Annotated in this window: 9 protein-coding genes; 3 read left to right on the top strand and 6 right to left on the bottom strand. The window is 36.3% G+C overall.

The genetic code is table 11. From position 1 onward, the window contains the following. Nucleotides 1–7: 7 nt before the first annotated feature. Entirely contained in the window at nucleotides 8–4,453 is a 4,446-nt protein-coding gene (gltB, locus tag JHT90_RS01300) for a glutamate synthase large subunit (protein WP_201093145.1), read from the bottom strand. A 991-nt stretch (nucleotides 4,454–5,444) separates the two neighbouring features. Then, complete coding sequence (locus JHT90_RS01305) at nucleotides 5,445–6,854, bottom strand: sulfatase-like hydrolase/transferase (RefSeq protein WP_201093147.1); 1,410 nt, start codon at nucleotides 6,852–6,854, stop codon at nucleotides 5,445–5,447. A gap of 108 nt (nucleotides 6,855–6,962) precedes the next feature. On the opposite strand from JHT90_RS01305, the gene JHT90_RS01310 reads away from it, so the two are divergent. Next, on the top strand, nucleotides 6,963–7,532 hold the full coding sequence (locus JHT90_RS01310) for a DNA-3-methyladenine glycosylase I (RefSeq protein ID WP_201093149.1): 570 nt from the start codon (nucleotides 6,963–6,965) through the stop codon (nucleotides 7,530–7,532). 25 nt (nucleotides 7,533–7,557) lie between these two features. On the opposite strand, the gene mscK is transcribed toward JHT90_RS01310, so the two are convergent. From mscK to JHT90_RS01330, 4 genes are all read right to left on the bottom strand, one after another. Next, a complete protein-coding gene (mscK, locus tag JHT90_RS01315) occupies nucleotides 7,558–10,860 on the bottom strand; it encodes a mechanosensitive channel MscK (RefSeq protein ID WP_201093151.1) in 3,303 nt (1,100 codons plus the stop codon). A gap of 60 nt (nucleotides 10,861–10,920) precedes the next feature. Next, complete coding sequence (alr, locus tag JHT90_RS01320; protein ID WP_201093153.1) at nucleotides 10,921–11,991, bottom strand: alanine racemase; 1,071 nt, start codon at nucleotides 11,989–11,991, stop codon at nucleotides 10,921–10,923. A 73-nt stretch (nucleotides 11,992–12,064) separates the two neighbouring features. Further along, nucleotides 12,065–12,418: a RidA family protein gene (locus tag JHT90_RS01325; protein ID WP_201093155.1), complete on the bottom strand. Its 354-nt coding sequence runs from the start codon at nucleotides 12,416–12,418 to the stop codon at nucleotides 12,065–12,067. A gap of 12 nt (nucleotides 12,419–12,430) precedes the next feature. Next, entirely contained in the window at nucleotides 12,431–13,687 is a 1,257-nt protein-coding gene (locus JHT90_RS01330; RefSeq protein WP_201093157.1) for a D-amino acid dehydrogenase, read from the bottom strand. A gap of 144 nt (nucleotides 13,688–13,831) precedes the next feature. Between JHT90_RS01330 and JHT90_RS01335 the strand changes: the two genes are divergently transcribed. Beyond that, entirely contained in the window at nucleotides 13,832–14,320 is a 489-nt protein-coding gene (locus JHT90_RS01335; RefSeq protein ID WP_201093165.1) for an Lrp/AsnC ligand binding domain-containing protein, read from the top strand. A 278-nt stretch (nucleotides 14,321–14,598) separates the two neighbouring features. Beyond that, the gene (locus JHT90_RS01340; RefSeq protein WP_201093167.1) at nucleotides 14,599–15,660 is read left to right on the top strand and encodes a sterol desaturase family protein; all 1,062 of its coding nucleotides are present in this window, start codon (nucleotides 14,599–14,601) and stop codon (nucleotides 15,658–15,660) included. Nucleotides 15,661–15,847 lie beyond the last annotated feature (187 nt).

Raw genomic sequence — 15,847 nt, forward strand, 5'->3', positions numbered from 1 at the left:
TAGTTAATTATTGTGGATTTGCTCGGGTGCTGCTTAACAGCATTTTTAAATTGGCTGCTTTAGGTTTAACTAACCAAAAACTACGGATGTAATCATCTAAATTATCAGCTATTTCTTTACCCCAAGTGCTTCCTGTTTCAGCCACATATTCATCCAATACACTTTCTAAATGGTTGCGATAGGCTTCCATTGTTTCTTTGCTAATCCGTTGAATTTCTACCAGATCATGATTAACTAAATCCACAAACGTACGGTCTAGGTCTAATACATAGGCAAAGCCACCTGTCATACCTGAACCGAAGTTATAACCTGTTTTTCCTAATACGCAGATGAAGCCACCTGTCATATATTCACAGCAGTGATCGCCTGTTCCTTCAACAACCGCATGAGCACCAGAGTTACGTACGCCAAAGCGTTCGCCCGCTGTACCTGCTACAAAGAGTTTTCCTCCTGTGGCGCCGTATAAACAGGTATTACCTACAATAGCTGACTCTTGGGTTTTAAGGGTGCTGTCTTTGGGTGGCGTAATCACAATCTTACCGCCTGTCATACCTTTACCCACATAGTCATTAGCATCGCCTACTAAATGAAGATGTAAACCACCAGCATTCCATACCCCAAAACTTTGTCCTGCTGTTCCTGTGAAACGGAAAGTAATAGGCTTTTGAGACATGCCTTGGTTACCATGTAATTTAGCAACTACACCAGATACTCTTGCGCCTATGGAGCGATCACAGTTACAGATATTGAGTTCAAATTCTCCACCAGACAGTGATTCAATGGCAGGCATGGCCATTTCAACCATGCGTTCGGCTAGTAACCCTTTATCAAAAGGTGGATTATTTGCTACCTCGCAGAACTGTGGTTTATCTTTAATTTGGCTGTTAGCCAGTAAGGGTGATAGATCTAAGTTAGCTTGTTTATCTGTTTCACCTGATAAAACTTCTAATAAATCCGTGCGACCAATGATTTCCGCTAAGCTGGTTACGCCCAACTTAGCTAACCATTCGCGAGTATCTTCAGCAATAAATTGGAAGAAATTGGTGACCATTTCAACAGTACCAATAAAGTGTTCTTTACGAAGACGATCATTTTGAGTGGCAACACCTGTGGCACAATTGTTAAGGTGACAAATACGTAAGTATTTACAGCCTAAAGCAATCATTGGTGCAGTACCAAAGCCAAAGCTCTCAGCCCCTAAAATAGCTGCTTTAATAACATCTAAGCCTGTTTTTAAGCCACCATCCGTTTGTACTCTGACTTTGCCACGTAGATCATTACCCCGTAATGTTTGGTGAGTTTCTGCTAAACCTAATTCCCAAGGTGCTCCTGCATATTTGATAGAGGAAATAGGAGAGGCACCTGTACCACCATCATAACCAGAGATAGTGATTAAATCGGCATAAGCTTTTGCGACACCAGCAGCAATGGTTCCTACTCCAGCTTCAGCCACTAATTTAACCGATACTAAGGCTTGTGGATTAACCTGTTTGAGGTCAAATATTAGCTGTGCTAAGTCTTCAATAGAATAAATATCATGATGAGGTGGAGGTGAAATCAATGTAACCCCTGGCACGGCATAACGTAGTCGAGCAATTAAGCCATTCACTTTACCACCAGGCAATTGTCCACCTTCACCTGGTTTTGCGCCTTGGGCAATTTTAATCTGTAATACTTCAGCGTTGACTAAGTATTCTGGTGTTACACCAAAGCGACCTGTAGCAACCTGCTTGATTTTAGACATTCTAATGGTGCCATAGCGAGCAGGGTCTTCACCACCTTCACCTGAATTAGATCGTGCACCAAGACGATTCATAGCTTCAGCTAAAGCTTCATGTGCTTCTGGTGATAGTGCACCTAATGAAATACCAGCAGAATCAAAACGTTTTAGAATGGCACCAATAGGTTCAACCTTATCTAATGGTAAAGGTGTATTTAGTGCCTTAACATTAAATAAGTCACGAATCATTGAAACAGGACGTGTATCTACTGCTTGTGCATATTCTTTGAATTTTGCATAGTTACCTGTTTGTACAGCTTCTTGTAGTAGTTGTACTACATCAGGATTGTAAGCGTGATATTCACCATTGTAGATAAATTTCAGCAAACCACCTTTTTGAATGGTTTTACGAGTATCCCATGCTTCAATAGCTAGTAGCTTTTGTTCAGCTTCTAAATCGATAAAACGAGCACCTTCAATACGGCTTGGTACACCACGGAAACAAAGGTTAGTTATTTCAGAAGATAAACCCACTGCCTCAAAAAGTTGCGCTCCACGGTAAGAGGAAATAGTGGAGATACCCATTTTAGAAAGAATTTTCTTAAGGCCTTTAGAAATACCTTTACGGTAGTATTTAAATACTTCGTAAAGATCGCCTACTACTTCACCTGTACGCACTAGATCAGCTAATACTTCATAAGCTAGGTAAGGATAAACCACGCTAGCACCAAAGCCGATTAACACAGCAAATTGGTGTGGGTCGCGGGCGGTTGCTGTTTCTACAAGAATATTACACTCACAGCGTAAGCCAGTGGCTATCATATGGTGTTGTACAGCACCTACCGCTAGTGCAGCGTGAATAGGTAGCTTGTCAGCAGCGATATTACGGTCAGAAAGAATAAGCTGACTTTTACCATTTCTAACAGCTTGTTCTGCTTGTTCCACTACTTTTTTGATGGCTGCTTCTAAACCAATGCTAGGATCATAATTAAGGTCTATAATTTCTTTAGCAAATCCTTCACGTTGCATATTAAGGATGGTTTGCCATTTAGCAGGGGATATAATAGGGCTGGTTAAAATAGCCCGATTAGCATGTTCTGGCGCTTCTTCATAAATATTATATTCAGGGCCTAAGCAGGTCTCTAAAGACATTACGATTTCTTCACGTAAGGGGTCAATAGGTGGATTAGTTACCTGTGCGAACTGCTGACGGAAATAATCGTACACTGAACGAACACGCTGAGATAACACAGCCATTGGTGTATCATCGCCCATTGAGCCAACTGCTTCTTGCCCTTGTTCTGCTAGTGGTCGTAATACTTGATCGCGCTCCTCAAAGGTGACTTGGAACATTTTCATGTATTGTGCTAATTGTTCACCACAGTAGCTAGCATCACCTTGTTGGCTTTCATTTAATGTGGCTTGAATACGTAAAGCATTTTGTTTTAACCACTGTTTATATGGGTGTTTAACTTTTAGGCGGTTATCAATTTGTTCAGTATTGAGCATTTCACCTGACTGAGTGTCTACAGCTAAAATTTGTCCAGGTCCTACACGGCCTTTAGCTAATACATCTTTTTGATCATAATCCCATACCCCCACTTCTGAAGCTAAAGTGATATAACCATTTTTAGTGGTTACCCACCGTGCAGGGCGTAGCCCATTTCTATCCAATAAACAAACAGCATAACGACCATCAGTTAATACTACACCTGCTGGACCATCCCAAGGTTCCATATGAATAGAGTTGAATTCATAGAAACTCCGTAAATCAGCATCGATGGTTTCCACATTCTGCCATGCTGGCGGAATCATCATTCTTAAACCACGGAATAAATCCATGCCACCTGTTACTAACAGTTCTAGCATATTATCCATACTAGCAGAGTCAGAGCCTGAGCAATCTATAAGCGGATCTAGTTCTTGTAGGTTAGGTAATAAAGGGTTAGCAAATTTGTTACGACGAGATAGCGCCCAATTACGGTTACCTGTTATTGTGTTGATTTCACCATTGTGTGCAAGAAATCGGAAAGGCTGAGCTAAACGCCATCTAGGTAAAGTATTAGTGGAAAAACGTTGGTGGAATACACAAATAGCTGTAGCCATGCGTTCATCCCCTAAATCAGGGTAAAACTGCACCAGATCCGCAGGCATCATTAAGCCTTTATAGATAATATCTTTACCAGATAAGCTACAAACATAAAAATCGGTATCATCTATTAAAGCTATTTCAGCACGGCGACGTACAAAAAATAGTTTAATGGCAAACGCTTGATCAGAAAGTCCATCACCTGTTACAAAAACTTGCTCAATACGTGGCATTCTTTCTAACGCCAATGGTCCCAATACAGAATCATCTGTAGGCACTTCACGCCAGCCAATAAGTTTTAAACCGTTAGCTAAAATTTGTTGGTTAATTTGTTCTTTTGCTGTTTTGGCCTTTTGCTCATCAGGGCTTAAAAATATCATGCCCACCGCATATTGTTCAGGTAGGCTTGCTTGAAACTGTTCTTCAGCAATTATTCGGAAAAATGCATCAGGTTTCTGAATTAATAGACCACAGCCATCGCCTGTTTTTCCGTCCGCATTAATGCCACCACGATGGGTCATGCAAGTAAGTGCTTGAATGGCAGTTTTTAAAAGATGATGGCTTGCAGTACCTTGCATATGCGCGATTAAGCCGAAGCCACAGTTATCTTTAAACTGGTCTGGATAATATAAACCTGTATTCATAGTAATTCCCATCAGGTAACTCAATAGTTAATGCTTAATAGCTAGATGTTTTTATAATGTGATTTATCCAAAAATTGTTTGTTAAGGTTTTCGAATAAAGGGCGTGTATTATATGTTTATTTTTATAATATGCAAATAGTGTATATCATATGCATATTTTGCATAATGTCCATTTTGCTTATTGTATAGCTAACTAATTGGTAAAATTAGACAAAAGAATAATTCAAAAATGCGATTATTTTTTTCCATAATAAAAAAAGTAAGAGAATTTCTTTTTATTAATAAGATAAAGTTATATACAGATTTATGTTACTTGCAATGCAGAAGTTGTATAATAATTTATATAAGACTTTGTAATAAAAAGAAATGGTACTATTAATAAATTGTTTTAAGATGATAGAATATATTAATTATCCTTAAAAATAACTTGTGCTAATATACTAAAAGAGTATAAGTAATTATGTTTTGTATTGATGTTTTTGTATATAAGTATATGTGTTAGGTTGTTATGTGTTAAGAAGAGGGTATTACCTATTTTAATTAGTAATGTTTATAAAGCTTTTTGTTAAATTAATAATTTTTTTAAAAGTTGTTTTTGCATTTGATTTTTATTAGTTTTTAGTATGTTTTTTAATAATTATGGAAGGGGAAGGAATCTCCAGTAATAGAAAAAAAGTTGTTTCATTATTGGTGTTTTCTATAGATGGTTCAGCATTTATAGGGTGTATTTTAGTTTTTATTTGTTGGGGTTTTAAGGAATAGCAAGTGAAAGCTAAAGGTATCTAAGTTGTTCAAAAATTAAATATTTTATTTATAAATTAATACATATTTATAGGTAGGTTATTTTTATCAAAATTTAGTATTTAACATTTTAGCTAAAAGCGTATTTCTGCTAGTGGAAATAACTATTTAGTAGGCTAGGTTGCCATTTTGGGCATAAACGATTATTTTTGCCATTAAATCGTTTATGCCCTTTTTTTATCAATCAAAATTATTGTAAAGATTTATCTTTTATTTTGAAATGAATCCAGCCAACTTTTCCATCTTGCATTTCTTTTGTTTTAAATAAGGCAATCTCGCTCGCTTTAAACAGCGGGGGCGGATGATCTCCTACTATAATAACTTCTACACCTTGCATTTCTGGTGAGGTCACAAACTCTGCTATATAATCAAAAAATTGCGCTTGTAACTTGAGGCTACGACAAGCGTCTCCTGTTTCTGGTAAATTATAGGTTGTGCAGTTAAATCGCTCATTATGTATATCATGTTGATAATAGGTATAGTGTGCAGTTAATGTTAACCAATAATTGAAGAGCTTTTTATCTTGAGCAAAGGATTGCTTGAGAAATGGTAAAATATCCCAATCACAGATACCATTAAAAGGTATACAGTTAACAGGCTTGTTTAATTCTTCTTGAAAGGTTTGAGTTTTAAATCCTGCTTTAGGATACCATTCTTTTCTACCATAAATAGTGCTACTACCACCATGGATTGCTTGTGTTTCATAACCTAATTTATTAAGTGTGTGGGGCATACAATTTTGAAAGCCAGTTTTTATTTGGTAAAGATCCACTGTAGAAGGATAAAGCTGGCAAAGTTCTCGTAGTTCTCCCTCAACAGTAAAGCCACGAAATAAAAAATCACCTTGCTTAAAATATTCAAAAGAATCCGTTTTGGTTTTTAGTGTTTTTAATATATCTTCTTGAATAGCTTGATTTAAAGGTTGCCCCCACGACTCAACCACTATTAAAAGAAGTTTCTGATTTAAGGGTTGATGTTGTTGTATGACATTTGTCCAAGGTGTAGTAGCGTGGTAATAAGGGCTAGGTGCTAATAAATCGCCACCTAATAAATTTGAAAAATTGGCTTCTTGGTTTTTTATAAAATAGACAGAATTGCTACTGGCAAAGGGCGTATGGTAAATATTTGTTTCTTGGCCATTATTTTGTTCTATTAAGTAACAAGCAGTATTACCTAAAATAAGTATTAAGGTAACTGCTAATAGATTATTAATAGTCACTTTCTTAGTGAATTGCCATAAAATAATCGCTTCTATAGCTATAATAGCAATAACTGCTGTGGCATAAACAAGAAAAATTTTAGGGCCTGAAAAAATAAAACTAATTAAATAAAGACTGTCTCTAAAATGAAAACTTGGATAGTGTTGTAATACAATTAGTAAGATATCTATTAGAAAAATAAATACAAATAATATAATACCTATTGCTCTTACTAGTCGATTATGAAAAATTAGACAGATAAAAGGAAGTAAATAATCAATATTAAAAATTGATCGATTATCGCCAGTCCAATAAGTTGCAATAACAAAAATAAAATTAGGTAATATTAATAATAGACAGGCTGTATAAATAAGCGACTTTATGTTTAACTGATTATTCATTGTAAAAAATGCTGGCAATAAAAAAGATAAAGTATAAAGTAACTATAAAAAAATATCTTTAGTTAGCTATTTTTAATAGGGTTTATAGATTATTAAAGGAGTATGGTAATGGATAAGCAGCGTTGCTATTGGTGTACTGCCGATGCTGAATATAGAGCCTATCATGATAAGGAATGGGGAGTACCTAGTTATAATGCGCAGCACTTGTTTGAAATGTTACTGCTAGAAGGGTTTCAAGCTGGGCTTTCATGGTTAACTGTACTGAAAAAACGAGAGAATTATCGAAAAGTGTTGTTTAATTTTGATCCTCATAAAATAGCAACAATGTCTGATGATTATATTGAGCAGTTATTACAAGATAAAGGAATTATCCGTAATCGATTGAAAGTAAATGCTGCGCGTAAAAATGCAATGGCTTGGTTGAAGCTTGAGGATCCAGTGCAATTTATTTGGTCGTTTGTTGGTAGTAAACCCAAAATAAATCATTTTAAAAAAATGGAGCAGATACCTGTCACTATTGCAGAATCAGACGCAATGAGTAAGGCATTAAAAAAACTAGGTTTTACGTTTGTTGGTTCAACCATTTGTTATGCTTATATGCAAGCTGTAGGTATGGTGATGGACCACACCACAGATTGCTTTAGGTATAAGCAAATAATAGATAAACTTAATAAATAACTTGGTAGTAATAGTTACCAAGTTATTATGTTTTTTCTATAGCCTGTTCGCTTGTAGTAGGCTCTGTTAATGTTAGCTCTTTACCTTGACTATTTTTTAGGGTGACTTCAATTTGATGATAAGGAATATTGATGTTTTCTGCTTTGAATAGCGTGAGTATTTGACTATTAATTTCATCCGTAGCGGAACCACGATCTGCTATTTCATTAACAAGCATTGTTAATTCAAGGTCTAAAGTGTCTACACCAAAGTTAACAAAAGAAACAGAGGGGCCAGGGTCTTGAATAACTCGGGGATTATTTTGAGCAATTTTTAATAGTAATTCTTTCACTCTATCGATATCTGAGTCATAGCCAACACCAATTTTGAGAGTGATACGGGTGATTGTATCAGTAAGGGTCCAGTTGATAAGCTGGCCTGTTGCAAAGGTGGTATTAGGAATAATAACTTCTTTGCGATCACCGTCTGTTACACGGGTAGCACGAATTTGAATACGGTTTACTGTGCCAGTCACACCACCTACTGTAATTCTGTCGCCAATCCGCACGGGGCGTTCAAAAAGTAAAATAATGCCAGATACAAAGTTTTTAAAGATTTCTTGTAACCCAAAGCCAAGACCTACAGAAAGAGCAGCCACTAGCCACTGTAATTTATTCCAACTTACACCTAATAAACCGAGGGTTAATGAAAAGCCAACAGCGATAATGACATAGGTTAATAAGGTCGTGGTTGCATAAGAAATACCTCTTTCTAGATTAAGACGAGAGAGTACAGTGACTTCTAATAAACCAGGTAGGTTACGGGTTAATACTACAGTTACTATTGCTATAACAATAGCTACAATGAATGCTTTCAGGGTTAAAGGAACTAGCGTTGCGCCATCTACTCCAACATATTGATAGAGTGTAATAGTATCTAGATAAGAAAATACAGCTAATACATCCGACCATATCCAGTATAAAGTAAAACCAAACACAACAAATAAACCTAAACGAATAAGACGCAATGATTGCTGGTTAATTTCTTGAATACCTAATACAGGTTCTTCAATGATTTCTTCTTCACCTTCTTTGGTCTCGGCTTTATTTTTACGTTTTTCTAATGCCCGTTGGAATGCAATACGACGAGCAGCTACACTGAGTCCACGAACTAGTACAGCTTCAGAAATTACCCATATTATTAACGCGTAAAGTGTATCAATAAGTCGATCTGTTAATCGTAACGCGGTATAGTAATAGCCTGCAATGGTTGCAATCATAAGGATAATAGGCAGTGAAACAATGGCAATAGCCATGATCCAACGAACGGTATTAAAATGAACTCGTGCCTGTTTAGAGAAAACGGAACGGGCAATTATTATAGCCATTAATAGGTAGCAAATAATAACGATAATAATACCTAAAACATCATTAGCTAAATTGCCTAATTGTTGGCTAGCAATCATTACAACAGACATCAAAATCAGTGATAAAGCACCCACTTTGAAGATTTGTTTGCGCATAGTGGCTACTTGTCTTTCATTCCAGTTGAAATGGGTTATTGCTACACTATGGGGTGATAGTAGTCGATAAGTTGTATAGAAGAACAGCCAACCTAATGCTAGCTCTAACAACGTTTTGCCATAAGCGACATTCATACCTTGTCCATCTAATAATAGAGCAATACCGCCAAGCGCAAGGACTAAACTTACTGGCAGAGCAAGCAGAATATTAAATAGGATCACTAACGGGGTATGGTATTGTGTGTCATGTCTGACATTGCCCACTTCTTTATTAAGTGATTCTATTCTGGTTGTTAAATAATGGCGTTTCCAAAGTAGTAATATAATAAAGAAAACAACAGGAGCAAATATCCATGGCCTATCAATCAAGCCACGGCCTAAATCAGTTAGTGTTTGTTGCCAAGAAATAGAGCTAAGTTCTTCTTTTAAACGACTAGGTACTTGTTTTAGCCAATTCCACCCTAGTGCTGAATTGCTAGGTAGCCAGAACATTTTTTCATCTATTTCATCAGAAATTTGTGATACTTTTTTCTGTAATTGTTGCTTCGTTAATTGTAGGTTAATGGCTTCTGTAGTTAAGCTATTTAGAGAATATTGTAATTGGCTAAATAATTGCTGGCGAGTTCTGGCGAGTTCAAGTAGCTTTTGACGCAATTCATCAGGAACATCCATATTATTAGCGAGTAATCTATTTACATAGTTACTTGGGCTAATAAATTGTTCTTGTTGTTCATTAAGTTGGAACTGGTAGATACGTAAATTAGCTATTTCATCTGCTAAATTACTGTCCTCAGTGGGAGTTGGTAAAACTTGCTTTTGTTGATATAAAATTCTAGAAAGAGCAATGCTATTTTTTAATGCAAGACTTTGTTCTTTTAATGTTTCTTCAATTTGTTGTGTCTTATTTAGTTGTTGTTTAGTGGTTTGATTAAGTTGGCTGATTTCATTTAAGCGGTTGTTACTTTTTAAAAGGTATTCAGAAAATTTAAGGTTGGTTTCACTTTCTCTACTTAATAGTGTATCGGTTTGACTGCCTTTATGCTCTGCTAAATCTTGCACAGTTTTTTCTGTCGCAGCTTGTCTACGTGTATTAATAATATTCTGTAATTGGACATTTTCCTGTTCCAATCTATTGATTTGTTCAGTGAGTAAGTTACGTAAGCTAGTAGAGTATTCTTGTAATACACTGCTGCCAGCAAGCTCTTGATTTAATAAATTAATTTGCGCGTTAATAGAAGCTTGTTCTGCCTGTAGTCTAAGTTTTACAGCATCTGTTTGGGTAATTTTTAGTTGATCTGCTATTTCTTGTAGACGAGGTTGTAAGGCACTGATTTGTGTTTGGGTCTGTTCTGGACGTGTTTGTAACTGTTGGATAGTATTATTGGCATTGGTTAATTCCACTTGCCGATTGGTAATTTGTGTATTGTTATCACTAAGACGTTGCTGTAGTTCAGCGTCGCTCATCTTAGGTTCAATATCTTGAATAGTTTTAGCAGGGTTAGCAGTAAGCTCTTCTAGTTGTTGACGATAAGCAGCAGATTTAGCAGGTGCTTCCGCAAGTTGAGTTTTTAGGCTAGCAATTTTAGATTCAGATTCATCACGATTCTTAGCAAATTGTAATGCTTGATCTAGTGCTGATTTAGCGACAGCAGCTTCATTTTCAGGTAAGTTCTTTGCTGGTAAGTCATCAATCGCTTGTTGAATAGTAGAGGTGGATACAGTATTGGATGTGGTTTCGTTAACCTTAGTGGCAGCGGGCGCTGCAATACTGGGTAGTGTAAAACTAAGCCATAAAACTAAAAAAATGTACCACTTCTGCTTCATCATTAGCGAGACCTTTGCCTGTAAAAAATCCTTTTTTATTATGCACAGTTGTTGCTATTTGGGCTAGTAGATAAATAGTCTAGGCACTCTTTTAACATTGCAAAACAATTGATAGGAAATTGTATCAGCAAGTTTTGCTATGTCGCTGGCTAAGATATTTTTCCCCCATAACTCCACTTGACTACCTACATTTGCATTAGGATGATCTGTTAAATCAATGGTCAACATATCCATAGAAATACGTCCAATCAATCTAGTTTTGTTACCATCTATTAATACAGGCGTATCGTTTGGTGCATGGCGGGGATAACCATCAGCATAACCCATGGCTACTACCCCTATGCGCATAGGTTTATTAGTAATAAAACGACCACCATAACCTACAGCTTCTCCCATAGGTAACTCTCGAGTCGCAATAATTTTTGATTGTAAGGTCATAACGGGTATTAATTGATCTGCAACTGTTTGTGGTTGGCTAAAAGGGGAAGAACCATACAGCATAATACCGGGGCGTACCCAATCAGTTTGTAGTTCAGGAAAAGCTAATAAGGTAGGTGAATTACTTAGGCAGGTTTCTGCCTTTAAGGTGCTAGCGATTTGTTGAAATATGCTGAGTTGATGTTTGGTATAATCAGTATCTAATTCATCAGAACGAGCAAAGTGAGTCATTAAAGTAATCTTAGCTACTTTATTTGTTGCTAAGAGTCTTTGGTAAGCAGCTTGATAGTGTTCAGGAAAGAAACCTACCCGATGCATACCTGAATCCATTTTAAGAAATACATTTAATGGTTTATTTAGGTAGGCTTTTTCAATGGCAGCAATTTGCGAATGGGAATGAATAACTGTCCATAAATCAAATTTATTGATTAAGGGTAATTCACTTTCTTCAAAAAAACCCTCTAATAATAGAATAGGGTTTAAAATCCCTGCTTCTCTTAGCTCTAAAGCTTCCTCTATACAAGCTACAGCAAAAGCATTAGCTTCTTTTTCTAATGCTTTTGCACATTGCACCGCGCCATGACCATAAGCATCTGCTTTAATAACGGCAATAGCTTTAGAGCCAGAAATAGAACGAGCTAACTGGTAATTATAGCAGAGGGCTTTAAGATCAATAATAGCTTGAGCAGGGCGCATGATTAATTCTCAATCATATTTAACAAGAGGATCAAAAAGATGATTAGCTATCAAAAAGTGATAGCTAACTAGTTTAAGGTAATGTGGCAACTATACTGATTTCAATTAATAGTTCAGGCTCACACATTTTTGCTTCAATGGTGGCTCTTGCTGGTGTAACACCTTCAGGTAGCCATGTGTCCCAGACACGATTCATGTTTTCAAAGTCTTTTTCAATATCTTTTAGATAAATAGTAGCTGAAAGAATACGTGTTTTATCAGTACCTGCTTCGCCTAATAATTTTTCAATAGTTGCTAAGGTTTGTTTAGTTTGCTTTTCAATATCACCTTGTACATCTTCACAAACTTGGCCTGAAAGATAAGCTAGACCATTATGGATAACTACTTGGCTCATGCGTTTATTAGCATGTAGACGTTTAATTGACATAGTAACTCCTAATTATTTTTTATAGCGTGAAATATCAAAGCCTTCGGTGCTAATTTCAGGCTTTTGGCCTGCTAATATATCACTTAAATAGCGACCAGAACCAGCCGCCATTGTCCAACCCAAGGTTCCATGCCCTGTATTTAGATAAAGATTTTTGATAAGCGTTTCACCAATAATAGGTGTTCCATCTGGTGTGGCTGGTCTTAGACCCGTCCAGAACTCAGCTTTGGAGATATCTCCACCTTGCGGATAAAGGTCTTGTGTCACCATTTCTAAGGTTTCTCTGCGTTTAGGATTTAATGATAAATCAAAACCAGATATTTCAGCCATGCCGCCCACACGAATTCGATTATCAAAGCGCGTAATAGCTACTTTGTAGGATTCATCTAAAATAGTAGAAACAGGTGACATTTCAGCATTGGTAATAGGTATAGTGAGTGAATATCCTTTTAATGGATAAATGGGCACGTAAATACCAATTGTGGCTAGAAATTTTGGTGTATAGCTACCCAAGCATAAGACATAACGATCTGCTTGGATAAGTTCATCATTAACCCAAACGCCATTTATACTATTATTGCTTATATGTAATCGATTGATAACACTATTGAATTTGAATTCCACGGCTAAGTCTTTTGCCATGTTAGCAATACGTGTAGTAAATAAATAACAATCGCCTGTTTCATCATGGGGTAATCGTAAAGCCCCCATAAGTTTGTCAACCACAGGAGCAAGAGCAGGTTCTACTTGCACAATACCTGCTCGGTCTAGGACTTCATAAGGTACACCAGACTCTTTAAGTACTTTGATGTCTTTAGCCGAAGCATCCAGTTGTTGTTGGGTACGGAATAATTGGGTAGTACCTAGGGTTCTTTCTTCGTAGGTTAAGCCTGTCTCATTGCGTAATTGATCTAGGCAATCACGGCTATATTTGGAGAGGCGTACCATTCGTTCTTTATTGACGGCATAGCGACTGGCTGTACAGTTACGCAGCATCTGTATCATCCAGCGGTACTGTAGCGAATCTGTTGTGGCATGAATAGCTAGTGGTGCATGCCGTTGTGGTAGCCATTTTAATGCTTTAAAAGGTATTCCAGGGGCAGCCCATGGTGAGGCATAGCCTGGAGAGATTTGCCCCGCATTACCATAGCTCGTTTCTAAAGCAGGGCCAGATTGGCGATCTACTACGGTAACTTGCATGCCTTTTTTCGCAAGATAATAAGCGAGTGTTGTACCAGTAACACCACTACCCAATATAAGTACCCGCATAAATTACCTCTTAATATCAATAGTTATTTTTATAAACAAGATTAATAACTAGTATATAAGGAAATATCTAGTTTATTTTTCTGTTTGATTATAAATATTTAGTGTTTATTATGGTATTTATTAATACAAATAGTGGATATTGTGATGAGAACTCAAAAAGAAAGTCGTCGCGATTTAGATAAAATTGATCGCCATATTTTAAAGATCCTGCAACAAGAAGGGCGTATCCCTTTTACGGAGCTCGGTGAAAGGGTAGGCTTATCTACTACACCCTGTACAGAAAGAGTGAGAAGATTGGAGAGAGAAAAGGTAATATTAGGTTACTACGCTCAACTTAATCCTAAGCATTTAAAGTCTAATCTGTTAGTTTTTGTGGAAATTAATCTTTCTTATAAGTCAGGTGATATTTTTGAGGAGTTTAGAAAGGCAGTTATTAAATTACCTCAAGTACAAGAGTGTCATTTGGTATCGGGAGATTTTGACTATTTACTCAAGGCGCGAATATCAGAGATGGCCTCTTATCGAAAGTTGTTGGGAGATATTCTATTAAAATTACCCCATGTTAGAGAGTCTAAAAGTTATATTGTGATGGAAGAACTAAAAGAAACATTAAATTTGCCTATTATGGAGTGATAGGTTGTTTAAGAGAGATACTGTAAATAATAATTTTTTAGGCGTGTATCAAAGAAAATGTATTTAATGATGCTAACAGTATCTATAAAACAGTCACAAATGTTATATTTTCAGGGCTATAAATAGATAAAGAATATATTAAAAAATTGAATTAACTATTGATAAATATTTTAAATTTAAATCAAGTTTATTAGGAAGCTAATAGTTAGTTATAAGATGGTATGGTAATCATCATCTGTCATTTGCTTGATTAGCTATTTTAATTAGAGGGACTTTTTATGTCTTTTTCATTTTGGAGTGATTGGTCAGCGTGGTTAGGTATTCAGGTAGTAGAACCTGTGCTGACTTTTTTACATTTGAATGGACTAACAGATACACCGCAAGAAATTGCTTCTGCATTTATGACAGGGGCTTTACAGCTTTGTTTAATAGCAATTTTATTTAGACCACTAGAAAATTGGTTTCCAGCAGAAAAATGGGAACATAGACGCTATGCAAACAAGGATTTCCACTTAACATGGATTATGATTGTGGGATTATTCCCTCTCTTTATGTTTCTAATATTAACCCCATTAGTAAATCTATTAACAGGTGGTGTTACTACTGCTGGAGATGTAGAAGGTTGGAGTCTAAGATCGCAGTTTCCTTGGTTTGAGAATAACGTAATTATATTTTTCTTAGCATATTATCTAGCTTATGATTTTGTTTATTATTGGATGCATAGGGTAGCGCACTTTTTGCCTTGGTGGTGGGCTATGCATAGTGCGCACCACAGTCAGAAGCAACTAAGTTGTTGGTCTAATGATAGAACGATCTATTTAGATGGTATTTTACAATCGTTTATTTTAGCTAGTGTAGGTGTGTTTTTTGGGGTTAGAGCCGATGAATTTGCATGGTTTATGTTGTTTAGTGAGCTAGTTCAAAATCTTTCCCATGCGAATGTGCGTTTTGGGTTTGGGCCTATTTTAAATAAAGTTTTTATTGATCCAAAATTTCACCGTTTACATCATATGCGCTTTAATCCTGATCGTCCATCCTTACATAATTGTAACTTTGGCCAGTTGTTACCTATCTGGGATATTATCTTTGGTACAGCGCTTTATAAAGAGCCGCCTCATCCTACAGGGGTAGATGATCCTATGGTGGACAAAGATAATGAGCTAAATATATTACAATTTCAAATCGAGGGGCATAAACGCTTTTGGCATGCGGTAAGGAAAAAGGCTGGTTGGAAGTTTGGAGAGGTGATTTTTAGTGAAAAATATGAACCTATCCATGTGGACAACTCAGTTCCCCATGCAGCAGCTGATGAGTTAATTAAGCATAAAGCAACCGATTAACTATATATAGTTTATTATTTTCTATAGTGTATAAAAAGCCAATAGTACGTAGTGTATGTTGGCTTTTTTATCCAATAGCGATTGGACAAACTCTCTTGGAGCAATAGAGAAATATATTGTTTGTACAGTTAATATAAGAGGATGGATAATAAAAAGGACAACACTTTTTAAATATATTATTTTAATA

It is taken from the genome of Entomomonas asaccharolytica (genome assembly GCF_016653615.1).
Taxonomy (GTDB): Bacteria; Pseudomonadota; Gammaproteobacteria; order Pseudomonadales; family Pseudomonadaceae; genus Entomomonas; species Entomomonas asaccharolytica.

Coding starts and splice junctions, on each gene's coding strand:
- gltB (WP_201093145.1), bottom strand. CDS start 4,453: ATGAATACAGGTTTATATTATCCAGACCAGTTTAAAGATAACTGTGGC.
- JHT90_RS01305 (WP_201093147.1), bottom strand. CDS start 6,854: ATGAATAATCAGTTAAACATAAAGTCGCTTATTTATACAGCCTGTCTA.
- JHT90_RS01310 (WP_201093149.1), top strand. CDS start 6,963: ATGGATAAGCAGCGTTGCTATTGGTGTACTGCCGATGCTGAATATAGA.
- mscK (WP_201093151.1), bottom strand. CDS start 10,860: ATGATGAAGCAGAAGTGGTACATTTTTTTAGTTTTATGGCTTAGTTTT.
- alr (WP_201093153.1), bottom strand. CDS start 11,991: ATGCGCCCTGCTCAAGCTATTATTGATCTTAAAGCCCTCTGCTATAAT.
- JHT90_RS01325 (WP_201093155.1), bottom strand. CDS start 12,418: ATGTCAATTAAACGTCTACATGCTAATAAACGCATGAGCCAAGTAGTT.
- JHT90_RS01330 (WP_201093157.1), bottom strand. CDS start 13,687: ATGCGGGTACTTATATTGGGTAGTGGTGTTACTGGTACAACACTCGCT.
- JHT90_RS01335 (WP_201093165.1), top strand. CDS start 13,832: ATGAGAACTCAAAAAGAAAGTCGTCGCGATTTAGATAAAATTGATCGC.
- JHT90_RS01340 (WP_201093167.1), top strand. CDS start 14,599: ATGTCTTTTTCATTTTGGAGTGATTGGTCAGCGTGGTTAGGTATTCAG.